Source organism: Halobacterium yunchengense, assembly GCF_037031165.1.
In the GTDB taxonomy this organism is placed as follows: domain Archaea; phylum Halobacteriota; class Halobacteria; order Halobacteriales; family Halobacteriaceae; genus Halobacterium; species Halobacterium yunchengense.
Genome location: NZ_JAYEZL010000006.1, coordinates 127,127 through 151,721 on the forward strand (window position 1 = coordinate 127,127; position 24,595 = coordinate 151,721).

32 protein-coding genes and 1 tRNA gene are annotated in these 24,595 nt (G+C 71.9%); 19 read left to right on the forward strand and 14 right to left on the reverse strand.

Annotated features, from left to right (window positions below; translation table 11 throughout):
• Nucleotides 1–5: 5 nt before the first annotated feature.
• The 3 genes from U5911_RS14885 to U5911_RS14895 all read left to right on the forward strand — a co-directional run bounded on the left by U5911_RS14885 (nt 6) and on the right by U5911_RS14895 (nt 1,729).
• Entirely contained in the window at nt 6–464 is a 459-nt protein-coding gene (locus U5911_RS14885; RefSeq protein WP_336037845.1) for a pyridoxamine 5'-phosphate oxidase family protein, read from the forward strand.
• A gap of 99 nt (nt 465–563) precedes the next feature.
• Complete coding sequence (locus U5911_RS14890) at nt 564–1,205, forward strand: helix-turn-helix domain-containing protein (RefSeq protein WP_336037846.1); 642 nt, start codon at nt 564–566, stop codon at nt 1,203–1,205.
• Between the two features lie 101 nt (nt 1,206–1,306).
• Nucleotides 1,307–1,729, forward strand: a complete 423-nt coding sequence (locus tag U5911_RS14895) for a helix-turn-helix domain-containing protein (protein WP_336037847.1) — start codon at nt 1,307–1,309, stop codon at nt 1,727–1,729.
• A gap of 225 nt (nt 1,730–1,954) precedes the next feature.
• Here the strand turns inward: U5911_RS14895 and U5911_RS14900 are convergent.
• Nucleotides 1,955–2,039 (reverse strand) — tRNA-Leu (locus U5911_RS14900).
• A 122-nt stretch (nt 2,040–2,161) separates the two neighbouring features.
• Here U5911_RS14900 and U5911_RS14905 point away from each other — a divergent pair.
• Nucleotides 2,162–2,725, forward strand: coding sequence for a DUF420 domain-containing protein (locus tag U5911_RS14905; protein ID WP_336037848.1), 564 nt, complete (start codon nt 2,162–2,164; stop codon nt 2,723–2,725).
• A 12-nt stretch (nt 2,726–2,737) separates the two neighbouring features.
• Here U5911_RS14905 and U5911_RS14910 read toward each other — a convergent pair whose 3' ends face one another.
• The 5 genes from U5911_RS14910 to U5911_RS14930 all read right to left on the reverse strand — a co-directional run bounded on the left by U5911_RS14910 (nt 2,738) and on the right by U5911_RS14930 (nt 6,902).
• Nucleotides 2,738–3,511, reverse strand: a complete 774-nt coding sequence (locus tag U5911_RS14910) for a hypothetical protein (protein WP_336037849.1) — start codon at nt 3,509–3,511, stop codon at nt 2,738–2,740.
• Between the two features lie 121 nt (nt 3,512–3,632).
• Nucleotides 3,633–5,105 carry an amidophosphoribosyltransferase gene (gene purF / locus U5911_RS14915; protein ID WP_336037850.1) on the reverse strand — a complete coding sequence of 491 codons (1,473 nt, stop codon included), beginning with the start codon at nt 5,103–5,105 and terminating at the stop codon, nt 3,633–3,635.
• Nucleotides 5,106–5,397: 292 nt separating this feature from the next.
• Nucleotides 5,398–5,574 carry a 50S ribosomal protein L37e gene (locus U5911_RS14920; RefSeq protein ID WP_336037851.1) on the reverse strand — a complete coding sequence of 59 codons (177 nt, stop codon included), beginning with the start codon at nt 5,572–5,574 and terminating at the stop codon, nt 5,398–5,400.
• The gene (locus tag U5911_RS14925) at nt 5,571–5,753 is read right to left on the reverse strand and encodes an LSM domain-containing protein (RefSeq protein ID WP_336037852.1); all 183 of its coding nucleotides are present in this window, start codon (nt 5,751–5,753) and stop codon (nt 5,571–5,573) included. Before U5911_RS14925 ends, U5911_RS14920 begins: the two co-directional genes overlap by 4 nt.
• 84 nt (nt 5,754–5,837) lie before the next feature.
• The gene (locus tag U5911_RS14930) at nt 5,838–6,902 is read right to left on the reverse strand and encodes a M20/M25/M40 family metallo-hydrolase (protein WP_336037853.1); all 1,065 of its coding nucleotides are present in this window, start codon (nt 6,900–6,902) and stop codon (nt 5,838–5,840) included.
• Between the two features lie 185 nt (nt 6,903–7,087).
• On the opposite strand from U5911_RS14930, the gene U5911_RS14935 reads away from it, so the two are divergent.
• The 4 genes from U5911_RS14935 (at nt 7,088) to U5911_RS14950 (ending at nt 9,028) form a co-directional block, all read left to right on the forward strand.
• A complete protein-coding gene (locus U5911_RS14935; RefSeq protein WP_336037854.1) occupies nt 7,088–7,369 on the forward strand; it encodes a hypothetical protein in 282 nt (93 codons plus the stop codon).
• Between the two features lie 40 nt (nt 7,370–7,409).
• A complete protein-coding gene (locus U5911_RS14940) occupies nt 7,410–8,369 on the forward strand; it encodes a zinc-dependent metalloprotease (RefSeq protein WP_336037855.1) in 960 nt (319 codons plus the stop codon).
• A 124-nt stretch (nt 8,370–8,493) separates the two neighbouring features.
• Nucleotides 8,494–8,709 (forward strand): glycine zipper 2TM domain-containing protein, encoded by a 216-nt coding sequence (locus U5911_RS14945; protein ID WP_336037856.1) that lies wholly within the window; start codon nt 8,494–8,496, stop codon nt 8,707–8,709.
• Nucleotides 8,710–8,875: 166 nt separating this feature from the next.
• Nucleotides 8,876–9,028, forward strand: coding sequence for a hypothetical protein (locus U5911_RS14950; protein WP_336037857.1), 153 nt, complete (start codon nt 8,876–8,878; stop codon nt 9,026–9,028).
• A gap of 99 nt (nt 9,029–9,127) precedes the next feature.
• Here U5911_RS14950 and U5911_RS14955 read toward each other — a convergent pair whose 3' ends face one another.
• Nucleotides 9,128–9,676: a hypothetical protein gene (locus U5911_RS14955; protein WP_336037858.1), complete on the reverse strand. Its 549-nt coding sequence runs from the start codon at nt 9,674–9,676 to the stop codon at nt 9,128–9,130.
• Nucleotides 9,677–9,887: 211 nt separating this feature from the next.
• Here U5911_RS14955 and U5911_RS14960 point away from each other — a divergent pair, with 211 nt between their 5' ends.
• The 8 genes from U5911_RS14960 to U5911_RS14995 all read left to right on the forward strand — a co-directional run bounded on the left by U5911_RS14960 (nt 9,888) and on the right by U5911_RS14995 (nt 15,949).
• Nucleotides 9,888–10,181, forward strand: a complete 294-nt coding sequence (locus tag U5911_RS14960) for a 50S ribosomal protein L21e (RefSeq protein ID WP_336037859.1) — start codon at nt 9,888–9,890, stop codon at nt 10,179–10,181.
• A 1-nt stretch (nt 10,182) separates the two neighbouring features.
• The gene (locus U5911_RS14965; protein ID WP_336037860.1) at nt 10,183–10,542 is read left to right on the forward strand and encodes an RNA polymerase Rpb4 family protein; all 360 of its coding nucleotides are present in this window, start codon (nt 10,183–10,185) and stop codon (nt 10,540–10,542) included.
• Between the two features lie 70 nt (nt 10,543–10,612).
• Entirely contained in the window at nt 10,613–11,176 is a 564-nt protein-coding gene (locus U5911_RS14970; RefSeq protein ID WP_336037861.1) for a DUF655 domain-containing protein, read from the forward strand.
• A 99-nt stretch (nt 11,177–11,275) separates the two neighbouring features.
• Nucleotides 11,276–12,115 (forward strand): 16S ribosomal RNA methyltransferase A, encoded by an 840-nt coding sequence (locus U5911_RS14975; RefSeq protein WP_336037862.1) that lies wholly within the window; start codon nt 11,276–11,278, stop codon nt 12,113–12,115.
• Nucleotides 12,112–13,257: a mechanosensitive ion channel family protein gene (locus U5911_RS14980; RefSeq protein WP_336037863.1), complete on the forward strand. Its 1,146-nt coding sequence runs from the start codon at nt 12,112–12,114 to the stop codon at nt 13,255–13,257. The genes U5911_RS14975 and U5911_RS14980 overlap by 4 nt, the downstream gene beginning before the upstream one ends.
• A complete protein-coding gene (locus U5911_RS14985; protein ID WP_336037864.1) occupies nt 13,250–13,831 on the forward strand; it encodes a HemK2/MTQ2 family protein methyltransferase in 582 nt (193 codons plus the stop codon). Before U5911_RS14980 ends, U5911_RS14985 begins: the two co-directional genes overlap by 8 nt.
• A gap of 52 nt (nt 13,832–13,883) precedes the next feature.
• Nucleotides 13,884–14,891, forward strand: coding sequence for a 5-methyltetrahydropteroyltriglutamate--homocysteine methyltransferase (locus tag U5911_RS14990; RefSeq protein ID WP_336037865.1), 1,008 nt, complete (start codon nt 13,884–13,886; stop codon nt 14,889–14,891).
• Nucleotides 14,888–15,949 (forward strand): methionine synthase, encoded by a 1,062-nt coding sequence (locus U5911_RS14995; protein ID WP_336037866.1) that lies wholly within the window; start codon nt 14,888–14,890, stop codon nt 15,947–15,949. Before U5911_RS14990 ends, U5911_RS14995 begins: the two co-directional genes overlap by 4 nt.
• A gap of 47 nt (nt 15,950–15,996) precedes the next feature.
• Here U5911_RS14995 and U5911_RS15000 read toward each other — a convergent pair whose 3' ends face one another.
• From U5911_RS15000 to rpl7ae, 6 genes are all read right to left on the reverse strand, one after another.
• The gene (locus U5911_RS15000) at nt 15,997–16,266 is read right to left on the reverse strand and encodes a hypothetical protein (protein ID WP_336037867.1); all 270 of its coding nucleotides are present in this window, start codon (nt 16,264–16,266) and stop codon (nt 15,997–15,999) included.
• Between the two features lie 190 nt (nt 16,267–16,456).
• The gene (locus tag U5911_RS15005) at nt 16,457–16,963 is read right to left on the reverse strand and encodes a macro domain-containing protein (RefSeq protein WP_336037868.1); all 507 of its coding nucleotides are present in this window, start codon (nt 16,961–16,963) and stop codon (nt 16,457–16,459) included.
• A 55-nt stretch (nt 16,964–17,018) separates the two neighbouring features.
• Entirely contained in the window at nt 17,019–17,501 is a 483-nt protein-coding gene (ndk, locus tag U5911_RS15010; RefSeq protein WP_336037869.1) for a nucleoside-diphosphate kinase, read from the reverse strand.
• A 3-nt stretch (nt 17,502–17,504) separates the two neighbouring features.
• Nucleotides 17,505–17,690, reverse strand: a complete 186-nt coding sequence (locus U5911_RS15015; protein ID WP_336037870.1) for a 50S ribosomal protein L24e — start codon at nt 17,688–17,690, stop codon at nt 17,505–17,507.
• On the reverse strand, nt 17,690–17,917 hold the full coding sequence (locus U5911_RS15020; RefSeq protein ID WP_058983677.1) for a 30S ribosomal protein S28e: 228 nt from the start codon (nt 17,915–17,917) through the stop codon (nt 17,690–17,692). Before U5911_RS15020 ends, U5911_RS15015 begins: the two co-directional genes overlap by 1 nt.
• A gap of 6 nt (nt 17,918–17,923) precedes the next feature.
• On the reverse strand, nt 17,924–18,286 hold the full coding sequence (gene rpl7ae, locus U5911_RS15025; protein ID WP_336037871.1) for a 50S ribosomal protein L7Ae: 363 nt from the start codon (nt 18,284–18,286) through the stop codon (nt 17,924–17,926).
• Nucleotides 18,287–18,513: 227 nt separating this feature from the next.
• Between rpl7ae and tmcA the strand changes: the two genes are divergently transcribed.
• The 3 genes from tmcA to U5911_RS15040 all read left to right on the forward strand — a co-directional run bounded on the left by tmcA (nt 18,514) and on the right by U5911_RS15040 (nt 22,679).
• A complete protein-coding gene (gene tmcA, locus U5911_RS15030; RefSeq protein ID WP_336037872.1) occupies nt 18,514–20,745 on the forward strand; it encodes a tRNA(Met) cytidine acetyltransferase TmcA in 2,232 nt (743 codons plus the stop codon).
• 178 nt (nt 20,746–20,923) lie between these two features.
• Entirely contained in the window at nt 20,924–22,144 is a 1,221-nt protein-coding gene (locus U5911_RS15035; RefSeq protein ID WP_336037873.1) for an MFS transporter, read from the forward strand.
• A gap of 61 nt (nt 22,145–22,205) precedes the next feature.
• Nucleotides 22,206–22,679 (forward strand): DUF456 family protein, encoded by a 474-nt coding sequence (locus U5911_RS15040; RefSeq protein WP_336037874.1) that lies wholly within the window; start codon nt 22,206–22,208, stop codon nt 22,677–22,679.
• Between the two features lie 76 nt (nt 22,680–22,755).
• On the opposite strand, the gene U5911_RS15045 is transcribed toward U5911_RS15040, so the two are convergent.
• On the reverse strand, nt 22,756–24,513 hold the full coding sequence (locus U5911_RS15045) for a glutamate--tRNA ligase (RefSeq protein ID WP_336037875.1): 1,758 nt from the start codon (nt 24,511–24,513) through the stop codon (nt 22,756–22,758).
• Between the last annotated feature and the right edge of the window lie 82 nt (nt 24,514–24,595).

A 24,595-nucleotide genomic window follows, 5' to 3' on the forward strand; every position in this document is an offset into this window, starting at 1 on the left:
TATCGATGGCCCTGGAGAAGCAGACCGAGATGTCGCAGTCCGACACGGACGCGCTCCTCGGCCGCCACGAGACCGGCGTGCTCTCGCTCGCGCGCGACGACGACCCGTACGCGATCCCGATCTCCTACGGCTACGACGCCGACGACCGCACGTTCTACCTCCGCCTGGTCTCCACGCCCGACAGCGAGAAGCGGGCGTTCCTCGCCTCGAACCCGGACGCCCGCCTCGTCGTCTACGAGGAGGCCGAACCGACGTACCGCAGCGTCGTCGTCCAGGGGTCGCTCGTCGAGATCCCCCGCGACGAGATGACCGTCGAGCACGTCGAACAGTACGGCGACGCCAAGCGCCCGCTGTTCGAGATCTGGGGGGAGTCCAAGCGCGACCTCGACATCAAGCTGTACGAGCTCCGCGCGGACTCCATCAGCGGCCGGTACATCGAACTCGACGAGCGGCGCCACGCCTGACCGGCGAGCACACCCTCCTCCGGGGCCGACAGACCCTGCCTCGGCGACCCGTTCGCGCCGACCCGCAGGCTCAAGTGCGACGGCGGTGAACTGCCGACGATGACCGGCGGGATTCGCGTGACGGTGGCGTTCCCCGAGCCACCGGGCTGTCCGATCGCCGACCTCTCGGCGCGCGCGAGTACCACCATCAGCGACGTCGCGACGAGCGTCGCCGTCGACGGCACGGCCGTCACCGAGTTCCTCGTCGACGCCGACGCCGTCCCCGACGACTACGGCGACCCCGTGTTCGCGTACGCCGACCGCCACCTCCACCGGGTCACCCACGACGCCGACACCGACTGCCCGTGCGTCTGCCTCGGCGAGTTCGACACGCCCATCGACCGCTACTTCGCCGACGCGGGCGCGCTCGAACTCGTCTTCCACGCCGGCGACTTCGAGCGCCTGCAGGCCGTCGTCGCGGCGCTCCGCGACCGCTTCCCGGACGTCGACATCCGGCGGATGGTGCGCGCGCCGACCGGCGGCGCGCCCCGCGACAGCGTCTTCGTCGACCGCGGCCGGCTGACCGACCGCCAGCTTGAGGCCGTCCGCACCGCCTACGACATGGGGTACTTCGAGCAGCCGCGCGGCGCGAACGCCGGCGACGTCGCCGCCGAGCTCGGCGTCGCCGCGTCGACGTTCACCGAACACCTCGCCGCCGCCCAGCGGAAACTCCTCGCGGACGTCCTCGAGGAGGACGGCTGACCGCTCCGGCGGCCCGGCTCGCCGCCGATACGCGACCCCACTTGAACCCCCCTCGATACCGGGGTCGCACGCATAGCCCCCCGGGGTTCGTCCCACGAGACATGAGCCAGAGTCACCCCCGGGGCGCGCTACGCGCCGGCCGCACGGACGACGGACCCGCCACCCTCACCGACAGCGACGACGTGCAGCGCGTCCTCGACGCCGTCGACGACGCCGACTGCCGCGCCATCCTCGAAGCGACCCGCGACGACGCCCTGACCGTCAACGAGGTCGCGGACGCCTGCGACCTCGCGCAGTCGACCGCCTACCGCAAGGTCGACATCCTCGACGACGCCGGCCTCCTCGAGGAGTCCCTGCGCATCCGCCAGTCCGGCAAGCACGTCGCCGAGTACGCCTGCGGCGTCGACGACGTCACCCTCACCGTGGACGGCGACGGCGTCCGCGTCACCGTCGAGCACGCCGAACCCGACGCGAGCGCGTCGTTCGGCGGCGCCTTCGGCGCCCCCGCCAGCGCGGACGACTGACGACTCGCTTCTCTGCCCGTAACTCGTCGCCGACCCCTCGCTGCTGAGGGCGGCAGCACGGCTGTGGGTTGTTCTCCACGGACGGACGGCAGCACCGCTGTGGCGTGTCGCGTCGGAAGGATTGTGCGTGGGTGATGTCCCTTGGAGGGGAATCACCGTGCATCGCATCGGCTTCGGCGGCGAGGCCGCCTCGGCGTTCGGCGGCGCAGAGCGCCGCCCGAGCGATGCGTGGGACCGGATTTGAACCGGCGAACCTCTACAGGACAGCGCCCTCAACGCTGCGCCTTTGGCCTAGCTTGGCTACCCACGCTCGCTACGTGCGTTTGCACTCCCTCGTACCCGCCCGCCAATTAAAACCCCTACGATTTGGCCGTCCGCCAGCGGGACGACGACACGGAAACCGCTATGGGGCGCGCGTTCGAACCGTCGACCATGGCTGACGGGTTCGCGCGCCGGAACGTCGCGCCGCTGACTGCCGTGCTCTCGATCGTCTCCGTCGGGCTCGTCGTCGCCGCCGTCCGCGGGTTCGTGCCCGCGTCCGCGCTGCCGCACGCGCCCGACGCCGTCCTGGCCGCGATTCCCACCGCGAACGCGGTCATCAGTCTCGCCGCCATCGGCACCATCCTCGCTGGCGTGCGCGCCATCCGGCGCGGCGACGTCCGCAAGCACAGGGCCGCGATGGGGGCGTCGACGCTGCTGTTCGCGTCGTTCCTCGCGCTGTACCTCTACCGGCTCGTCGTCGAGGGCACGACGCACTTCGCCGGCCCGGACGCCGTCTACACGTTCGTCTACCTCCCGGTGCTCGTCGTGCACATGGGCCTGGCCGTCGTCTGCATCCCGCTCGTGTACTACGCGCTCCTCCTGGCCGGCACGCGCGACGTCAGCGAGATTCCGCGCACGAACCACGCGACCGTCGGCCGCGTCGCGGCGTCGCTGTGGGTGGTGTCGTTCGCGCTCGGCGTCGTCGTCTACCTCCTCCTGTACGTCGTCTACTGACCGCGCGGCCGGCTACTGGGCCCACTCGGGCGGCTCGGGGTCGCTCGGCGGACTCGACCAGACCGCCTCGTACGTCCGCCGCCCGGCGTCCGTGTTCGCGTCCGGGTTCCGGCGGACCGAGAGCGACAGGACGCGGCCCTCGCCGGTCACCTCGACGGAGCCCGCGAACACCGACCGGCCGTCCGCGGCAAGCGAGCGGTCGTCCGCGACGAGCGTCGTCACCGTCCGCCCGTCCCGCCGCTCGACGTCGGCGACGCGGAACGTCCCCGCGCTGAGCACGCTCCCGAGGAACCGCGACCTCGCGACGTGCAGGCCCACGAGGTCGGCGTGCTCGCCGCGTCGCTCGACGGTCGTCGTCGCGTTGCCGTCGACGACGCGACGCTCGACGACGGCCGTCTCGTTGGCGTACCCGAACACGCGCTCGCGCCGGGTCGACTCCGAGAGCACGCCCACCAGGCGGTTCGAGCGGTGGTAGACGCGCGTCCCGTTCGGCGTCGACCACGCCGCCCCGGACAGCGCCACGGTGCGCGTCTGGTTTCCGGCGCGGACGGTCGCCGTCGAGTTCGTCACGACGCGCGCGCCGCGCTCGCGGACGGACGCCGCGTGCTCGCGCACGAGCAGCCCGGGGTCGGTGAGCTCGCCGTCGGTCACGCCGGGCGGCGGTGACGGCTCGCTGGTCGTGGGCGCGTCGTCGGGACTGGGGGCCGGCGTCGGGTCGGGTGCGACGCCGCTACACCCGGCGACGAGCAGGAGGGCGACCGCGGCGACTGCGGAGAGGGCGCGCATACTCGCTGCTGGGGCGGTCTCGAACTAAAGCGTGGCTGCGCAATTCGTCCGCGAGAGGCTCGTCCGGTCAGTCGTGGACGGGCGGCTCGTCCGGTCAGTCGTGGACGGGCGGCTCGTCCGGTCAGTCGTGGGCGGGCGCGTCCACGGCCGGGTGGTCGATGTCGCGGTCGCGGGCCTCCCCGGGGACGTCGTAGGGGTACTCGCCCGTGACACAGCCCGCACAGAGGTCGGCCTCGCTCTTGCCGACAGCGGCCGTGATGGCGGACAGCGAGAGGTACGAGAGGCTGTCCGCGCCGATCTCGTCGGCGATCTCCTCGGGCGTCCGGTCCGCGGCGATGAGCTCCTCGCGGGTCGCCATGTCGATGCCCATGTAGCAGGGCGCCTCGATGGGCGGCGCGCCGATTCGGACGTGGACCGCCTCCGCGCCCGCCTCGCGCACGAGGTCCACGAGCTGGCTGCTCGTCGTGCCGCGGACGATGGAGTCGTCGATGACGGTGACGGTCTTCCCCTCGACGGTCGACCTGATGGGGTTGAGCTTCAGGCGGACGGCCTGCTCGCGGGCCTCCTGTGTCGGCATGATGAACGTCCGGCCGACGTAGCGGTTCTTCATCAGGCCCTCCGCGAACTCGACGCTGGCGCCCTCGTCCTGGGCGGCCTCGGCGTACCCGGACGCGAACGCGCGCCCGGAGTCCGGCACGGGCATCACGACGTCGGAGTCGACGCCGGCTTCGGCCCAGAGCTGGCGGCCGAGCTCGCGGCGGACCTCGTAGACGAGCTCGTCGTCGATGACGGAGTCCGGGCGCGCGAAGTAGACGTACTCGAAAAAGCAGTGGGCGGTGTTGTCGGCCGCGACGAGCTGGTGGGAGTCGAACCCGGAGCCGTCCTCGTGGAGGACGACGAGCTCGCCGGGGCGGACGTCACGGACGAGCTCGCCGCCGAGCGTGTCGATGGCCGCGGACTCGCTGGCGAGCACGTAGCCGTCCTCGAGTTCGCCGACGACGAGCGGTCGGTTGCCGAGCGGGTCGCGCAGCCCGAGCACGGTGTCGTCGTGCATGATGGTCAGCGAGTACGACCCGTGGATGCGGCTCATCGTGGTCTCGACGGCGGAGACGATGTCGTCGTCGAGGAGGTTGCGCGCGAGGTCGTGGGCGATGACCTCGGTGTCGCCGTCGCTGGTGAACGCGTGGCCGCTCGCGGCGAGGTCGTCGCGGAGGTCGTCGGCGTTCACGAGGTTGCCGTTGTGGCTGAGGCCCAGCGCGCCGCCCTTGAAGGAGACGGAGAACGGCTGCGCGCAGGACTTGTCGACGCTGCCGGCGGTCGGGTAGCGGACGTGGCCGATGGCGGCGCTGCCGACGAGGTCCTCGATGTCCGCCTCCTCGAAGGCGTCGCCGACGAGCCCCATGCCGACGTGCTGGTGCTGCTGGAAGCCGTCGTGGGTGACGATGCCGGCGGACTCCTGGCCGCGGTGCTGGAGGGCGTACAGCGCGTAGTACGTCGGGAAGGCGGCGTCGCGGTCTTCGAGGGAGACGCCGACGACGCCGCACTTCTCGGTCGGGTGGTCGAACTCGGGGCCGCTGTCGCGCCCGCGTGTCATGGCCGGCCGTACCCGCCACGCCACGGTAAAACTTCCGCAAGCGTGTCGAACTCGGCGCCGACGAGCACATATGTATACACGAACGTGTAATACGTGCTGCGCGGTAGGGTACCCGGGGCGTCACTCAGAGCGGGTCGCGGGCCGCGTCGCAGTCACACCCGGCCGCGTCGCAGTCACACCCGGAATCGTCCGACGTGCGTCTCGGTGACTGACGGTCCCGACGCGAGCGGACGCGGAGCACGCACGTGGCCGCACGGCTCTGCGGCGAGAGAGAACGGAGAGGAGGGACCGGTCAGTTGTCGCCGGCCTTGTCCTGCCAGCTGTAGTCGCGGCGCTTCGCGGACTTGCCGAAGCCGCAGCTCGAGCAGACCTTCTTCTTCGTGTGGTAGGACTTCTCGCCGCAGCGGCGGCACTTCGTGTGCGTCGTGATGTTCTTCTTCCCCTGGCTCGGGGTCCCAGCTCCCGTCATGGTTTGATGGTGACGACGTTGTCGCCACGGATAATCGTTGTGTCTTCGCCCTCAAGCACGACGTTCATGTGCTGGTCGTAGCCCGTCAGGACGCCCGTGAACTCCTCGCCGCCCTTGAGTGTGACCGTGACGGTCTCCTCCAGGGACTCCTCGAGCACGTCGAGTGGTCGGCCGCTCATACGCCAACGACCGCCCGTCGCGTGTATAAGCGTACCGGACCGCGCCGGCAGACGCCGGCGTCGCCGCCGCGCGCCGCGGACCGCTCAGACGTCCACGGCGAACGACTCCCGTCGGGCCTCCCGCACCGCGAACGCCGCCAGCAGGTCCGCAGCGGCCTCCATGTCCGCGGTGTCGACGACCTCCGCGGGCGTGTGCATGTAGCGGTTCGGGATGCCGAGCGCGACCGTCGGGATGCCCGACCGCTCCGTGAACACGGTGTCCGCGTCCGTCCCGGTCGTCACGGACATCGCCTCCACCTGGACGTCGATGCCCTCCGCGTCCCCGGCCTCGCGGACCGCACGCGCCACCTCGGCGTGGCTCGACCCGCCGCGGGTGACCGTCGGCCCCTCGCCGAGCGCGACTTCGCTGGCGTGACTGCCAGGGTACGTGGGGTTGTCCGCGGCGTGGGTCACGTCCACGACGACGGCGACGTCGGGATCGAGGTCGAACGCGACCATGCTCGCGCCCCGCGTCCCGAGCTCCTCCTGGACGGTGTTCACCGCGTACACCGTGCCGTCGGCGCCGCGCTCGGCGGCCCGGCGGAGCGCCTCCGCGGCGACCCACGACCCCGCGCGGTTGTCGAGGCCGCGGCCCGCGATCCGCGTGCCCGCGAGGTCGTGGACGCCCGCCGCGAGCGTCGCCGGGTCGCCGACCTCGACGAGTTCCCGGGCGTGCTCGCCGTCCTCGGCGCCGACGTCGACGTGCTGCTCGGTGACGTCCGCGGACTCGTCGCCGTCGCCGCGGTCGCGGAGGTGGACCGCCGTCTGGCCGACGACGCCGTTCACGGGCCCGTCCGCGGACAGCACCGTGACCTGCGTGCCCTCCGTCACCGTCGCGTCGACGCCGCCGAGCGGTCGCACGCGCAGGAAGCCGTCGTCCGCGATCGCGGACACCACGAACCCGAGTTCGTCCGCGTGGCCCGTGAACGCCATCTCGGCGCCGTCGCCGCCCTCGTAGACCGCGACCGCGTTGCCGTACGCGTCGGTGCGCACGTCGTCCGCGAACTCCGAGACGTACTCGACCCACACGCGCTGGCCCGCCGTCTCGTAGCCCGACGGGCTCGGCGTCTCCAGCAACCGCCGCAGGAACGCGTCTCGCCGTTCGTCCATGGTCGCCATCTGCGGGCACGCGACAAGAACCCACCGGGACGGCCCGGGACGCCTCGAGCCGGCCTGCACCGGCCCCTCGGCCCGGCCGGCACCGCACCCTCGAGCCGGCCCGCACCGCCCACTCGGCCCGGCCCGCACCGACCGCCGCCCAAACGGCTATCTGTCCCGCCGTCGAACTGACGGACATGGGGATCATCGAGTTCCACTTCCACGACCCCGAGTTCGACTTCTCGCCCTCCATGACGACCGGCGGCGACGCGGCCGAGGAGACCGCCGAGGCGGACGCGGCGGGCGACGAGCTACCCGGCGACTGGGAGACCGACGACCGGGCCGGCGGCAGCGCGGGCCTCGGCGCGCTCGTCGCGCTCGCGGTCCTGGTCGCGCTCGCGGTCCTCGCCGGTCTGAAGCGGCGGTCGGGCGGCGGCGAGGAATCGGACGACGAGGAGGCCATCGAGGTCGACGCCTGACAGGCAGAAGGGCTTTGGCCGTCCGCCGCCGACGACCAGTATGACGCTTTTCGACAGCGCCCGGGCGGTCGCGGGCGCCAGCGGCGACGGCGCCATCGACTGGGACGCCGTCCTCGACGCCGCGAAGGCGGCGACGAAGCCGGGCGACGTCGCCCTCACCGACGAGGAGGCGGAGGCGTACGCGGCGGACGTCAGGGACGCGCGACGGCGCCTCCGCGAGGTCTCCGGGCTCGCGTTCGACGTCCCGGACACCATCGAGATCCAGAACCGCCACCACTGGCTGGACGCCAACGTCGCGACGTTCCGCCGCGCGTTCGAGCCGCTGAACGAGCGCGCGGACGTCCTCCCGGGCGTCGCGCGGTCGCTGAACACCGCGACCACGGCGGGCGCGCTCGCGTTCGTCTCCCGGCACGTCCTCGGCCAGTACGACCCCCTGCTGCTCGCGGAGTCCCCCGAGGACGACCACGGCCTCTACTTCGTCCACCCGAACATCGTCCGCGTCGCGGCCGACCTCGACGCGCCGTTCGAGCGGTTCAGGCGCTGGATCGCCTTCCACGAGGTCACCCACGCCGCCGAGTTCGGCGCGGCGCCGTGGCTATCGGGCTACCTCGAGGACCGCCTGGCCGAGAGCGTCGACGCGCTCGGCGCGGGCGAGCTCCGCCGGGACGCCTTCCGCGAGCTGAACGTCGCGATGACCGCCGTCGAGGGGTACGCGGAGCTGCTGATGGACGAGGCCTTCGACGACGAGTACGACGACCTCCGGCGGAAGCTCGACGCGCGCCGGAAGGGCGGCAGCCCCCTGACGAAGCTGCTGAAGCGCGCGCTGGGCTTCCAGCTGAAGCGCGAGCAGTACGAGCGCGGCCGGGAGTTCTTCGACGCCGTCGCCGCGGACCGCGGCATCGAGGGCGCCGCCCGCGTCTGGGACGCCCCCGAGTACCTCCCGACCGACGAGGAGCTCGACGCGCCGGCGGTGTGGCTGGCCCGCGTCGAGGCGGTCTGACGGGGCCGCGTCGAGGCGGTCTGACGGGCGCGCGAGACTCCGGGCTGCGAAGAGGCTTCACAGGCCCGCGAGGCCCCGGGCCGCGAACAGGCTTATACTGTCCCCGCGCGTACGTCCGAATGCGATGAGTCGACTCAAGCGAGCGCTCAGTCGGGCGAAGTGGGCGGCAATCGGCGCAGCCGTCGGCGGCGCGGTCGGCGGTCTCGTCAGCCGGAACGCCGCGAGCACGGCCGCCGGGGTCGGCGCGCTCGCCGGCGCCGTGCTCGGCGAGAAACGCGTCGACGTCGGCGACGTCGTCGGCGACGTCAAACAGAAGAAACCGAGCCGGTCGAAGAACTGACGGCGCCGGTCGAAGCACTGGCGGCGCCGGTCGAAGCACTGGCGGCTCGGCTGCACCCGGCGGTCCGACGGGAGCCGTCGTTTTCCGGGCCCTGACGGCCGACAGCGGCGGAACCGTCCCGCGACTATAAGTGTCGAGCGACCGAACTCGACGGTGGGGTGTGCCGATGCCAGAAACGTGTGGCGTCTGCGGTGACGCCGTCGCGGTGCGCGACGCTGTCCACGCCACGATCAACACCAAGTCCGACGCCGGCGTCGTGGACTACTACGTCTGCCGGTCCTGCTACGAGGAGCGCCTCGCGGTCCTGTTCGACGCGTAGCGTGCTGCTCGACGCGTACCGGACTGTCGACGCGTAGCGTGCTCCTCGACGCGAATGTGGGCCGTCGACTGCACACCAGTGGGTTCCGGAGCCGCGGCGTCAGTGGAACCCGCGGCCGACGTCGTCCTCGTCGATGAGGTCGTCGAGTTCCGCGTCGAGGAGCTCCTCGGCGTCCGCGAACTCGTCGGCGAGGTCGTCCATCGCCGCCGGCCGGCCGTGGGGGTCGTAGTCCATCGGCCCGAACGCCGGGCTCTCTAAGGCGTCCATCACGTCGTCGAAGAAGTCGCCGGGCGTCGTCGGCGCGTCCGCGTGCGCCTGCACCACCTGCTCCAGCCGGCTGGCCTTCTGTTCGGCCTCGTCCTCGTCCTCGACCGGCCGCTGGACCGCGAATCGGCCCGCGTCCCCGTCCGGGAGGTAGTCCGCCAGGCCGTCGTCGACCTTCCGCGCGACGCGCGCGCCGACGCCGCGCACCTCGAAGGGGTTCTTCGCGTACGTCTTCAGGTGGTAGACGCCCTGCGAGGGGTGGCCGAGGTAGAAGTCCTCCCCGACGCCGGCCGCGCGGTCGCCGGCCACCGCCCGCCAGTCGTCCGGGTCGGCGCTCGACTCCACCACGTCGGAGACGATGTCCTCCCAGTCCCGTACTCGCATCACCGCCCCCTAACACCCTCGCGGACGTAAACCCTCGCTTCGCGGTCGGGCCCCCGGGCGCGGCGCTCGCCGTGACGTGGGCTCGCTGCGCTCGCCCACGCTGCTCGCGGCTCCCGCCGGTCGGCGCTCGCCGTGACGTGGGCTCGCTGCGCTCGCCCACGCTCATAACGTGCGTTTTATAACCGCGACGGCAGTAGCAGGACCCACGACTATGCCGAGCTCCAACGGACCCCTCAACGGCACTCGCGAGAAGCTCTCGAACGACCCACGGGACCGAGGCACCTCGCCGCCCCAGCGCGCCATCGCGGAGTTCGACGAGGGCCAGAAGGTCCACCTGAAGACCGACCCGAGCACGCAGAAGGGGCGCTTCCACCCGCGCTTCGACGGGCTCACCGGCGAGGTCGTCGGCAAGCAGGGCTCCGCGTTCCAGGTCGAGATCAACGACAACGGCAAGCAGAAGACGGTCCTCGCGGCCGCAGCCCACCTCCGCGCACAGCAGGACTAACATGACCATCTTCAAGGAGGTCCTCGACGAGGAGTTCCTCACCACCGCCGAGGCGAAGGAACTGCTCTCCGAGGTCGAAGCGGAGCGCGCGGCCGACGAGGACCGCGAACTCCGCTTCGAGCTCGCGCGGGCCATCGAGCACGTCGACCGGTTCGCGGTGCTCGGCGCAGCGGACTCCCGGGAGCTCGTCGCGGAGCTGCGCGACCTCGAGGTCGTCGAGGACGAGGCGGTCGCGTACAAGATCGCCGACCTGCTCCCCCGGACGCGCACGGAGCTGCGCGCGGTGTTCGCCCAGGAGCGGTACGCGCTCTCCGGCGACGAACTCGACGAGATCCTGAACGTCGTCGCGAAGTACGCCTGACGACTCGCGACCGCTCGGTTCTGCTGCCAGTTGCCGACCGTTTAAGTGTCGCCTGGGCGTACGGCGTCGTATGAGTGATACGTCTCCGGCGGACGACGAAGAGTACGCCGTCGTCCTGGACTTCCTCGCGCACGGCCGCTCGGACGGCCGCGGCTACGGCGACGGTCCGCTGGCGTACGCCGTCTCTACCGACCGGTTCACGCTCTACGAGCTGAGCCTCGCGCCGGACGCGGACATCTCGATTCTCGACCGCGTGCGCATCCGGCCGGACTTCGAGGCGGGCATCGACCGCGGCCGCGAGGTCGGCTACGACGACCTCTCGGACGGCGCGCGCTCGGAGCTCGACTACGTCATCGAGGACGTCGTCGACGACGAGGAACAGCGGTTCGTCGACTTCTACAACGACGCGCAGCCGATCTCCCTGCGCCTCCACCAGCTGAACCTCCTGCCGGGCATCGGCGACAAGCTCCGGGACAACATCCTCGACGAGCGCAAGCGCGGCCCCTTCGAGAGCTTCGCGGACATCGAGGACCGCGTCGACGGCCTGCACAACCCGCGGGAGGTCGTCGTCGAGCGCATCCTCGAGGAGATCCGCGAGGACGACCTGAAGTACCAGAACTTCGTGCGGTCCTGACAGCAGTGCGGCGCCGAAGTTACGCCGCGGCGAGGCGAACTGGCGGCGCCTGCGGGACAGAAGGGAGCCTTTAGGGCGCGCCGGCGGTTACCCCCGCCAATGACTGACTTCCGGGACCCGGACGCGCTCATCCGGCGCGCGGGACGGCCCGACCCGGACCGCGACCAGCACTTCCTCGTGGACGACCGCGTGCTCGACCGGATTCCGACGTACGCGGAGGGGTTCGACCGCTCGCACGTCCTGGAGGTCGGCGCGGGGACGGGCGCGCTCACCGACCGGTTGCTCGACGTCGCCGACCGCGTGACGGCGGTCGAGCGGGACGGCGACTACGCGGCGTTCATCCGCGAGGAGTTCGCGGACGAGGTCGCGGCCGGCCGCCTGACCGTCGTCGAGGGGGACGCCCTCGACGTCGAGTTCCCGGCGTACACGTGCTGCGTGTCGAACCTGCCGTACGGCGTCTCCAGCGAGGTGACGTTCCGGCTGCTCCCCGAGCGGAAGCCGGCGGTGTTGATGTACCAACTCGAGTTCGCCGAGCGGATGGCCGCCGAACCGGGGACCAGCGAGTACGGCCGGCTGTCGGTCGCCGCCCAGCACTACGCGGACGTGGAGCTCGTCGAGACGGTGCCGCGCGAGGCCTTCGAGCCCCAGCCGCGCGTGGAGAGCGCGGTGGTGCGGCTGACGCCCCGGGAGCCCGACTACGTCGTCGAGGACGAGGCGTTCTTCCTGGACTTCGTGAAGGCGCTGTTCACGCAGCGCCGGAAGACCGTGCGGAACGCCATCCGGAACACGGCGCACATCTCGGGGCTCGCGGACGCGGACGCGGTCGTCGACGCGGTCGACGAGGACGTCCTCGGGCGGCGACCGGGCGACCTCGACCCGGCGACGTTCGCGGCGCTGGCGAACGTGGCGCTCGGCGTCCAGCGGGGGGTCGGGTCGTGACGGCGCCCGAGTTCGTGGACCTCGCGGTCGACCTCTCGTACGCGGAGCGTCTCGCGGCGTCCGCGGCCGCGGTGCTCGTGCTCGCGGGCGCGCTGCTGGCGTCGCGGCGGGAGAGCGCGAAGCGGGAGTCGCGGCTGTCCAGCATCCTGGCGTCGGTCGGGTCGCTGACCGCGTTGCTCGCGACGACGGCCGTCGTCATCGTGGTGTGGGACGCGGAGGCGCTGGCGTGGGAGACGCTCGCCGGCTACCAGGTGCAGGCGGCGATGTTCGTGCGCGCGTTCCTCACCGTCGTCTTCCTGGTGGCGGTGTACGTCGGCACGGGCGTCGTGCACCGCGCGGTCGACCGGTTCGTGAAGCGCACGGAGGGCGTCTCCGAGCACCAGGCCGAGATCACGTACCGCATCGTCCAGATCTCGGTGTACGTCCTCGCCGCCCTGGTCATCCTGGGGTTCTGGAGCGTCGACCTCTCCGGGCTGCTCATCGGCGCGGGGTTCGCCGGCATCGTCCTCGGCATGGCCGCCCGGCAGACGCTCGGGGCGGTGTTCGCGGGCCTGGTGTTGATGTTCTCGCGGCCGTTCGAGATCGGCGACTGGGTGGAGGTCGGCGACAAGGACGGCATCGTCACCGACATCACCATCGTGAACACGCGCCTGCAGACGTTCGACGGCGAGTACGTGATGCTGCCGAACGACTACGTCGGGTCGAACGAGGTGGTGAACCGGTCGCGGAAGGGCCGGCTGCGCATCCACGTCGAGGTGGGCGTCGACTACACGGCCGACGTCGAGCGCGCGATGGAGGTCGCGAAGGACGCGATGGGGGACGTCGACGACATCCTGACGGTGCCGCGGCCGCAGGTCGTGGTGACCTCTTTCGACGACTCCGCGGTCACCCTGGACCTGCGGTTCTGGATCGACAAGCCGAGCGCGCGGCGCCGCTGGCGGGCCCAGACCGCGGTCATCACGGCGGTCAAGCGGGCCTTCGAGGAGGCGGGGATCAAGATCCCGTTCCCGCAGCGCGAGCTCTCGGGGCGCGCGGAGACGGACGGCTTCCGCGTGCGCGAACAGCCCCCCGAGGGAGGCGTCTCCGCGGAGGACGGCGACGAGCCGGAGTCGGCGGTGCGCCGGGTCGACGACGATGGGTGACCTCGCCGAGCGCCGCGGCGCGGAGACGACCGTCTACCAGCCGGCGGAGGACTCGCTGCTGCTGGCGGAGGCCGCGGTGGCGGAACTGGACGGCGGCGAGCGCGTGCTGGAGGTCGGCACCGGGTCGGGGTACGTGGCGGCGACCGTCGCCGACGAGACCGGCGCCGACGTGGTGGGCTCGGACGTGAACCCGTACGCGTGCCTGCAGGCGCGCGACCGCGGCGTGCCCGTGGTCAGGGCGGACCTCGTGTCGCCGTTCCGGGACGGCGCCTTCGACGTGGTGGTGTTCAACCCGCCGTACCTGCCGCGGGACGAGGACGCGGCCCGGGACGACTGGATGGAGGTCGCGCTGTCGGGCGGCGAGTCCGGCCGCGCGGTGGTGGAGCCGTTCCTCGACGCGGTGGGGCGCGTGCTCGCGCCGGACGGCTACGTCCTCCTGCTGGTGAGCACGCTGACGGGCGTCGACGAGGTGGTCGAGTACGCGGCCGAGCGCGGGTTCTCCGCGGCGGCGGTCCGGGAGGCGTCGTACTCCTTCGAGACGCTGACCGTCCTCAAACTGCTGAATAACCGGTAAGCATATTCATCAACGGAAAATATTAAACGGGGGAATGTCGTAGCGGGCGGGTATGGAGCGAATCGCCACGACACCCGGCCTCTACCCGCTTCCCGACGACGCCAAGGACGCGCTGTCGGACCTCAAGGGCCACCAGAAGCACGACCTCGTCAGCGGCGACGAGGGCCCCGAGATCGAGGGCGTCTACGACGACGTCCGCGAGCGCCTCGTCGCCGTCCAGCGGGACGCCGGCCTCGACCGCGTCGTCGAGGGCCAGGCTCGCTGGGACGACATGCTCGCCCACCCCCTGACCGTCCACGAGAACGTCGAGACGGGCGGCATCGTCCGCTACTACGACAACAACAACTTCTACCGCGACCCCGTCGTGGAGGGCGACCTCACGTTCTCCGGGGACCTCGCCGCCGACCTCGAGGCGGCCGCCGACCTCACCGACGACCTCCAGGCGGTGGTGCCGGGGCCGTACTCGCTGGCCGACCTCGCGACCGACGACCACTACGGCGACGACGCCGAGTTCCTCGCCGCCGTCGCGGAGTTCCTCGCCGACGAGGTCGCGGCGTTCCCGGACGTCGAGACCGTCTTCCTGCTCGAACCCTCCCTCGTCACGAACCCGCCCGGTGACGGCGAGGACGAACGCGCAAGCGAGGCCGTCGACGCCGTCGCGGCCGCGGTCGACGACGCCGACGTCGTCGCGCACACCTACTGGGGCGCGCTCGACGAGAAGGTCCACGCCCACCTCCTCGACGCCGACGTCGACGCGGTCGGCTACGACCTCGTCACCGACCACGAGGCCAACGTCCACAACGTCGCCGAGTACGGCACCAAGGACTCCGTCGCGCTCGGCGTCGTGGACGGCCAGAACACGCTCGTCGAGTCCCCGGACACCGTCCGCGAGCGCGTCGACTGGTTCCGGGACGCGGTGCCGGACGCCGTCGACTTCGAGACGGCGTACCTCACCGCGAACACGGGCCTGTTCTACCTGCCCGTGAACCGCTTCGAGGAGAAACTGGCGGCGCTGGGCGCCGCGACTGCCGCCGACGAGGCCGAGGAGGTGACGGCATGAGCAACCGCGACCAGTTCCGGCCGGCCGGCCACGACAACGACCACTTCCTGCTGACAACCGTGGTCGGCTCCTACCCGAAGCCGAAGTGGCTCGACCGCGCCAGGGACCTCCGCGAGGACGACGACGCGGACTTCGGCGACGACGAGTGGCAGGAGGCCACGGACGACGCGGCGCGACTCGTCACGGACGAACACGAGCGCGCCGGCCTCGACGTCGTCGTCGACGGCGAGATGCGGCGCAACGAGATGGTGGAGTTCTTCGCGCACCGCATCGGCGGCTACGAGTTCAACGGCCCCGTGAAGGTCTGGGGGCACAACTACTTCGACAAGCCCAGCGTCGTCAGCGACGTCGAGTACGCCGACTCCTGGCTCGTCGACGAGTACGAGTTCACCGCCAGCGTCGCCGACCGCCCCGTCAAGGTCCCCATCACGGGCCCGTACACGCTCGCGAACTGGAGCTTCAACGAGGCCTACGAGGACGACGAGGCGCTCGCGTACGACCTCGCGGACCTCGTCAACGAGGAGGTCGAGAAGCTCGTCGACGCCGGCGCGCGCTACGTCCAGATCGACGAGCCCGCGCTCGCGACGACCCCGGACGACCACGCAATCGTCGGCGAGTGCCTCGAGCGCATCGCCGCCGGCATCCCCGACGACGTCCGCCTCGGGCTGCACGTCTGCTACGGCGACTACTCCCGCATCTACCCGGAGATCCTGGAGTTCCCCGTCGACGAGTTCGACCTCGAGCTCGCGAACGGCGACTACGACCAGCTCGACGTGTTCAAAGACCCGGCGTTCACCGCTGACCTCGCGCTCGGCGTCGTGGACGCCCACGTCGCGGAAGTCGAGTCCGTCGAGCAGATCGAGCGGAACGTCCGGAAGGGCCTGGAGGTCGTCCCGCCCGAACAGCTCACTGTCAGCCCGGACTGCGGGCTGAAACTGCTGCCCCGGGAGGTCGCCTACGAGAAGATGGCGAACCTCGTCGAGGCCGCGCGGAACGTCGAAGCCGCCCTCGACGCGGGCGAGATCGACGTCGCCGCGCCGACGCCGAACGCCGACTGAGACGAAAGCAGCGGCCCGTAGACGGCGACCACCGGACTTTCCTCCCGTCAGGCGTCCTCGCCGCGCAGCCGCGAGACGTGGTCCGCGCAGACGACGCCCTCGCTCACCACCTCGTACTCGTCCGGGCTCGCCGACCCGGCGAGCGCGCCCGTGTCCTCCGCGAGGTCGAGGTCGCCGGCGCGACTGCAGTACACGCAGGTCCCGGAGTCGACGGCGCCGGCGAGGTACGCGGCGACGCACTGCTCGCAGACCGCGAGCGGCTCCGCGCCGACCAGCCGGTAGGCCGCCCCGGTCTGCGAGCAGACTGTACAATCCATACCGCCCTCTCGGGGCGTGGCGCCAAGAAACCCCGTGCTGGCCCGCGAGCGGTCTGGAACCCCGTGGCCGTCGGCTGCCTCCGGTGCCGCTCTGTCACCCCTCGTCCGTCCGGTCGCTGCTCGGCCGCGTGCCGTCCGGTCGCTGCTCGGCCGCGTGCCGTCCGGTCGCTGCTCGGTCGCCCGCCCTCCGCTACGCCCAGACCTCCTCGGCGACGCGCCGCACCGTCTCGTACTCGGCGTCGCCGTACGCGACGAAGCGCACGTCCGAGAGGTGCTCGCCCTCGAAGCCACGTACCGCCTCGCAGATGATGCGCGCGCCCTCGGCGAAGTCGAAGCCGGCGACGCCGCAGCCGAGCGCCGGAACCACCAGCGACTCGCAGCCGCGCTCGTCGGCCGCCGCGAGCGCGTTCCGCGTCGCCGCCCGGATGCTCTCCGCCGTGGCTTCGCCGTCGCCGTAGTGGGGCATCGCCGCGGCGTGGATCACGTACTCCGCGTCGAGGTCGTAGGCGCCCGTCACCGCGACCCCGCCGAGGTCCACAGGCCCCTTCGAGACCGCGTCCTCGTTTATCGGGCCGTTCGCCCCGCGCCGGAGCGCGCCCGCGACGCCGGACCCCATCTGGAGGCTCGTCCCCGCGGCGTTCACGAGCGCGTCCGCTGACTGTGCGGCGATGTCGCCCTGCACGACGCTGCACTCCATGCTAGGCGCGTCGCGCGGCACCGTCAAAAAACTCCGACTGCAGTGGGTCGCCGACTCAGTGGTCGCCGGCGTCCTCGTACACCCACGTCGCGGTGTCGAGCTCCCAGTCGACGAGCTCGTCCTCGTCGAAGAACAGCGCGATCTCGCGAACGTTTGCGCCCTCGTCCTCGTGGTCGCTGCCGTGGATGATGTTCTGGCCGAGGTCGTTCCCGTAGTCGCCGCGAATCGTGCCGGGCGCGGCCTCCTGGGGGTCGGTCGCGCCCATCATGCGGCGGACCTGGCGGGTGGCGTCGGCGCCCTCCCAGACCATCGCGAACACCGGGCCCGAGGTGATGAACTCCACGAGGCCGTCGAAGAACGGCTTGTCCTCGTGCTCGGCGTAGTGCTCGTGGGCGAGCTCCTCGCTGATCTGCATGAACTTCCCGCCGACCATCTTCAGGCCCTTGTCCTCGAGGCGGGAGACGACGTCCCCGATCAGGCCGCGCTGGACGCCGTCCGGCTTCACCATCACGAACGTGCGCTCGTCGTGGTGGCTCATCGGTTATTCCTCCGTCGCCCCCTCTTCCTCGGTCCACTCGACGTCGCGGGGCTCGCGACCGAGGTCGGCGTTCTTCTCGCACTTCGCCGAACAGAAGTGCACGGTGCTGCCGTCGTTGTGGACGAACATCGTCCCCGTCCCGGGTTCGATGTCGTCGCCGCAGTAGTCACAGGTGCGTGTCTGGACCATCACTGACCACCGATGGAGTCGGCCTCGCGGGCCGTCTCTTTGAGCTGGAGGACGTCGCCCACGCGGACCGGTCCGAGGACGTTGCGCGTGATGATGCGTCCCTGGTTGGAGCCCTCCTGGATGCGGCACTTCACCTGCATCGCCTCGCCGTGCATCCCGGTCTTCCCGACGACCTCGATGACCTCGGCGGGCGTGGAGCCCTCCTCTTCGGTTTCCTCAGCGCTCATTGTTGGTTACTGGAGGTCCTCGACCTTCGTCGCGATGTCCTCGACGTCGTCGTCGGCGTCGCCGGCGTCCACGATGGCGGCGGCGGCGCTGCCGACCTCGAGGCCCGCGGCGTTGCCGAGTTCGTCCTGGGTCTCGACGAACACGACCTGGATGCCCTTCTCGTCGGCGAGCTCGGGGAGGTGCATCACGATCTCCTCGGGGGAGACGTCCTCCGCGACGAACACGAGGTCGGCGTTGCCGCGCTCGACGGCCTTCGTCGTCTCGTTGGTGCCTTTCTTTACTGTCCCCGTGTCGCGAGCCACTTCGAGCGCTTCGAGGGCTCGCTCCTGGAGGTCTGCTGGAACGTCGTAGTCTACGTACACTGGCATGTGTTGTTCACCTATTTCCTGCTGGCGGGCTTGCGCTCCCCTGCCGGTGCGGAATCCCTGACGGCTAGGAGCATCATCGACCCCCTGCAGGCTGTATCCAAGTAGTGGGAGTCCCTCGGTTAAAAGCGCTTTCAAAGTGGTCCGGCGTGCGACGCCGACGCAGGGCGCCCGCTGTCGATTCCGACGGGACGAAACGCCCTTCCCGTGGGTGGCCGAAGGACGACGCGATGGTCGTCGACGCCGCGCGCGAACTGCTGGCGGAAGCCGAACGGGCGGACGAGCGCCGCCTGCTCGCGCTGACGGGCGACCGGGACGCGTGCGTCGCCGCCGCCGCCGACGTCCTCGAGGCGCTCCCGCTGCCGCTGACCGGGACGACGCTCGTCTCGACGCGCGACGCGCTGGCCTGCGAGCACGTCGACGTCCGGAACGCCGACGCCCTCCTCGGCACCACGCGGTACGCCGTCGTGTTCGACGCCCACGACGACTGCCGGCCGAACGCGCTCGGCCGCGTCGTCGGCGCCGTAGACGGCGGCGGCCTCCTCGTCCTGCTCGCGCCGCCCCTGGACGACTGGCCGGCGCGCCGCGACCGCTTCGACGACGGCCTCGCGGTGCCGCCGTTCGACGTCGACGACGTCACCGGGCGCTTCCGCCGCCGCCTCGTCGACGCGCTCCGCGCCCACCCGGGCATCGCCGTCTACGACGTCGACGCCGCCGAACTCCTGCGCGACGGCCTGACGGACCCCGCGCCGCGAATCGACGAACCGCTCCCGGACCCGCCCGCCGACGCCGCGTTCCCCGACGCCGCCTACGAGGCGTGCCTGACCGGCGACCAGGTCGACGCGCTCGCGGCGTTCGAGGCGCTGGGCGACCCGCCCGCGGCGGTCGTCGCCGAGGCGGACCGCGGCCGCGGGAAGTCCAGCGCCGCCGGGCTCGCCGCCGCCTGTCTCGCGCGCGACGGCCTGGACGTGCTCGTGACGGCGCCGAGCCGGCGGAGCGCCGGCGAACTGTTCGCGCGAGCCGGCGAACTGCTCGACGCGCTCGGCGAGCGCCGCGACGGCGGCGACGGCGTCGTCGAAGCCGCGCGCGGCGGCCGCGTCCGGTTCGCGAAGCCGCCCGAGGCCGCCGCCCTCCCCGGCGACCCTGACGCCGTGTTCGCCGACGAGGCCGCCGCGATCCCCGTCCGACTGCTCGAGGGGCTGCTGGACTGCGAGCGCCTCGCGTTCACCACGACCGTCCACGGCTACGAGGGCGCCGGACGGGGGTTCGACGTGCGGTTCCGCGACCGCCTCGCCGGCAGCGACCACGGCGTCGTCGACGTGACGCTGGCTGCCCCCATCCGGTACGCCGCCGGCGACCCCGTGGAGGCGTGGGCGTTCCGCGCGCTCATGCTTGACGCGCGGCCCGCCGTCGACCCCCTCGTCGCGGGCGCGACCTCCGAGGACGCCAGATACGAGGCCGTCGACGCCGAGACGCTCGCGGCCGACGAACACCTGCTGCGGGAGGTGTTCGGCCTGCTCGTGTACGCCCACTACCGCACCGAACCGGACGACCTCGCGCGCCTGCTGGACGCACCGAACCTCGCCGTGCGCGCGCTCACGCACGACGGCCACGTGGCGTCCGTCTGCCTGCTCGCGCGCGAGGGCGGCCTCGACGCCGACCTGCGCGCCGCGATGTACGAGGGCGAGCGCGTGAAGGGCAACATGATCCCGGACGTGCTCACCAGCCAGCTCCGGGACGAGGCTGCGGCGGTCCCGGTCGGCTACCGCGTGCTACGCATCGCCACCCACCACGCCGTCCGCTCGCGGGGCCTCGGGTCGCGGCTGCTCGCCGAGGTCCGCGAGGAGTTCGACGGCGACGCCGACTGGCTCGGCGTCGGCTACGGCGCCACGCCGGAGCTGCTGTCGTTCTGGCGCGAGAACGGCTACTCGACGGTCCACCTCTCGACGACCCGCAACGACGCCAGCGGCGAGTACTCCGCGGTGATGCTCGACCCGCTCACGCACCTCGGCGACCGCCTCCACGACCGGCACGCCGACTGGTTCGCCGACCGCGTCACCGGCGTGTTCTCGGACGCCCTCGACGACCTCGACCCGGACGTCGCGCGCGCCGCGCTCCGCGCCTGCGACGCGACGCCGGCGCTGCCCCTCTCGGCCGACGACTGGCGCGTCGTCGCGGGCGCCGCCCACGGCCCCGGCATGTACAGCGTCGACCCGGAGCCGTTCCGCCGGCTGGCGACCGCCCACCTCGTCGGCGGCGACCGCGACCTGCTGTCCGACCGCGAGGAGCGCCTGCTCGTCGCGAAACTCCTGCAGGCGCGCCCGTGGGACGCCGTCGCCGACGACCTCGGGTTCCACTCGACGAGCCAGGCGATGCGCGCGCTCGGCGACGCGCTCCGGCCGCTGGTCGAGGAGTACGGCACCGACGCGGCGCGCGACGAACTCCGGCGGTTCACCGAGTAGGCGGGTTCACCGAGTAGGCGTCGCCGCCCGCGCGCGTCGTCTCTCGCTACCCGTCCGCGTGGTCTCTCGCCAACTACTCGCGTCGTCGCCTGCTAGCCACTCGCGTCGTCGCCTGCTAGCCACTCTCGTCGTCGTTCGCTACACTCATTGCGCTCACGCGGCAACTCCGCGTGTCCGAATGAACCGCCCGCACCCAGTGGTCGCGGCCGTCGTCGTCAGCACGTTCTTCGTCGGGTTCGGCGGCGGCGTCGTGTTCCCCATCCTCCCGAACCTGGAGGCGGTGCTGGGCGTCTCGCCGTTCGTCGTCGGCGTCATCCTCAGCGCGAACCGGTTCACGCGCCTCCTCGCGAACGCGCCCGCCGGGTCGCTCGTCGACCGCGTCGGGACGCGGAAACCGCTGCTCGTGGGACTGTTCGTGGAGGCGCTGGCGACCGCGGGCTACGCGGTCGCGCTACACGCGCCGCTGCCCGAGGCGTGGTTCCTCGCGGCGCGCGTGCTCTGGGGCGTCGGGAGCGCGCTCGTGTTCGCGACCGCGTACACCATCGCCTCGGACGTCAGCACCGAGGGGTCGCTGGGCGCGAGCATGGGCGTCGTCCGCGGCGGCATCACGCTCGGGTTCCCCGCCGGCCTCGTCCTCGGCGGCGTCGTCAGCGACGCGTACAGCGTCACCGTCGCGTTCGTCGTCGCGGCCGCGTTCGCGCTGCTCGCGAGCGTCGTCGCGTACGCCACGGTCCCCGAGACCCACGTCTCCGAGCGCCGCACCGCGGTGAAGCCCTGGGAACTGCACACCGCGGTGCCGACGCTCACCGTCGGGTTCGTGAACTTCGGGCTGTACTTCGCGTACCTCGGCGCGCTGTTCTCGACGCTCGTGCTGTTCGTCGACGCCAACGACATCGCCGTCTGGGGGTACGGCCCGCAGGGGATGTCCGGCCTCCTGATGGCGGTGACGGTGGTGGCCGCGTCCGCGTTCATGTTCGCCGGCGGGAAGGCCAGCGACGCCTCGGGGTCGCGCGTGCCGACGCTGTTCGTCTTCCTCCTGGTCTCGTTCGCCGGGTTCCTCGCGCTCGCCGTCGCGGACTCGCTGGCCGCGCTCGTCGTCGCCTGCGTCTGCATCGGCGCCGGCCAGGGCGGCACGAGCGGGCCGCTGCTCGCGCTGCTCGGCGACCTGACGCCCGGCGACCAGATGGGGCGCGCGATGGGGACGAACAACGTCCTCGGCGACCTCGGCGGCGCGCTCGGCCCCGTCGTCACGCTCCCCCTGCTCGACCCCGTCGGCTTCACCGCGATCTACGCCGCGTGCGCGCTCGTGCCGCTGCTCGCCGGCGTCGTGCTCGTCGCCGGCCTGTACGCCCAGACCGGCGAACTGCGGCCGCGGACCGCGAGGCTCCCCGAGGACTGACCCGGCCGTCCGGCGCACGCCGGCCGACGGACCCAAGCGGCGCGCCGGCGTACGCGCGCCCATGGACCTCCTCGTGGCGGCCGCGTTCGCCCTCCTGGCCGGCGGCGTCGCCGGGAGCGTGCTCCCGCTGCTGCCCAGCGGCCTGCTGTCGCTGGGCGGCGTGTTGCTGTACTGGACGCAGACCGGCGACCCCGGCGTCTTCTGGGTGTTCGTGCTCGCGAGCCTCGCGACCACCGCGCTCGTCGTCGACTGGCTCGCCGGGTTCGTCGGCGCGAAGGCCGGCGGCACCGACACTCGCACCGCCGCGCTCGCCGGCGCCGTCGGCCTCCTCCTGTTGCTCCCGGGCGGCCCCGTCGGCCTGCTCGCGGGCGTCGCCGCGACGGTGTTCGTCAGCGAGTTCCGCGAGCGCCGCGACCTCGCAGAGAGCGCGCGCCGCGCCGCCTACGCCACCGTCGGCGTCCTCGCGTCGGCCGCGATGCAGGCGGTGCTCACGGTGGCCGTGCTCGCCGCCGTCGTCTTCGTCCACGCTGCGTAGCGGTGACCGTCGGCCCCCTCGCCTGGCGGTCCGGCAGCGTGGGTGGTCGTCGGCCGCTTCGCGTCGCCGTCTCGCCTCAGGGGTGCGCGTAGTACGCCACGGACTCCGCGTCGTCGTGGCGGTCGCAGCGCGCGAACCCCACGCGCACGAACTGCACGACGGTGTCAGGGTCGACGTCGGCGAACCCGGGCTCGGCGTACCCCGAGACGTCGCCGTCCACCGTCCGCAGCCGCACCGGGACGTTGTCGTCGGCGGGCACCCAGTGGACGACGTCGACGCCCTCCTCGCGCACCACGTCGATGGACGCGTCCAGGTACTCGAGGCGCTCGCCGTCGTACCGCACCGGCCCGTACCCCTTCAGCCAGGCGCGCTCGCCGACCGCCGGCAGGTCCGCCTCCTCCAGCAGGACGGCGTCGCCGACCGGCACGTCGCGCTCGCCGCGGTCCTCGTGGTCGGGGTGGACGGGCGGGTGCGCGCTGGCCGGGCCGCCGTCGACGGGCACCTCGACGGCGCCGTACGACGCCTCGTGGCCGCTGCCGCGGTCGTCGAAGCCGTCCCGCACGAGGAACTGGCGGGGCGCCCCGTCGTCGACGAGCTCGCGGTTGTTCGCGTACACCGAACTCATCGCGAGGTCGACGTTGCTCGTCGACGTCCCGAGCTCGACCATCGCGTCGACGAGCGCCTCCCCGCGGATGCCGCGGCGCTGCACGCTCGGGAGGGTGGGCGCGCGCGGGTCGTCCCAGCCGTCCAGCTCGCCCGCGTCGACGAGCTCGCGGATCGTGGACGTCGACATCTTCACGTCGTACTCGTCGACCTGCACGTGCCCCCAGTGGATGACCTCGGGGTACTCCCAGCCGAAGTAGTCGTAGACGAACTGCTGGCGCTTCGCGGAGTCCTGGAGGTCGATGCCGCGGATGATGTGCGTCACGCCCGTGAGGTGGTCGTCGACGCCGGACTGGAAGTCAAGCATCGGCCAGCACCGGTAGTCGGCGGCTTCCTCGCGCGGGTGGGGGGTGTCGATGACGCGGAACGCCACCCAGTCCCGGACCGCGGGGTTCTTGTGCTCGATGTCGGTCTTCACGCGCAGCACCATCTCGCCGCTGTCGTACTCGCCGTCGACCATCGCCTCGAACTCCGCGAGCGTCGCCTCCGGGTCCTTCTCGCGGTGCGGGCACGCCTCGGCGCTGTTCTTCAGCTCGGAGAACTCGTCGCCGGGACACGAGCACGTGTACGCGCCGCCCATCTCGATCAGGTCGCGGGCGTGCTCGTAGTACGTCTCCAGGCGGTCGCTGGCCCGGTAGACGGCCGCCGGCTCGAAGCCCAGGTAGTCGATCTCCTCGAGGATCTCGTCGTACGCCCACAGCAGCGGGCGCTTCGTCTCCGGGTCGGTGTCGTCGAACCGCACGACGAACTCGCCGTCGTACTCCTCGGCGTACGTCCCGATGACCGCCGGCATCCGCGCGTGCCCGATGTGCCACGGGCCGTTGGGGTTCGGCGCACACCGCATCCGGATCTCCTCGTACGCGTCGGCGTTCGGGAGGTCCGGCAGGGGCTGGTCGTCCTCGTCGTCCTCGGCCTCGAGTTCCGCCACGCGCTCCGGCGCGAGTTCGCCGAGGCGCTCGCGCTGCTCGCCCGCGTCCATCGCGTTCACGTCCTCGACGACCGGCGCGACCACGCCCGGGATCTCGTCGCCGTACTCGCGGAACTCGGGGTTCTCCCCCATCAGCGGCCCCATGATGGCGCCGACCTGCGCGTCGCTGCCGTGCTTGAGCGCGTTGAACAGCGCCGCCACTTCGGCTTCGCGGCGCACGCGCTCGGCGAGTTCGTCGTCCATGTCCCGTGATTCGCCCGAGGCCGGCAAATCCGTTGGGATTTGCAGCGATGGGCAATCCGTTCGTGGCGAGCATACGCGCGGC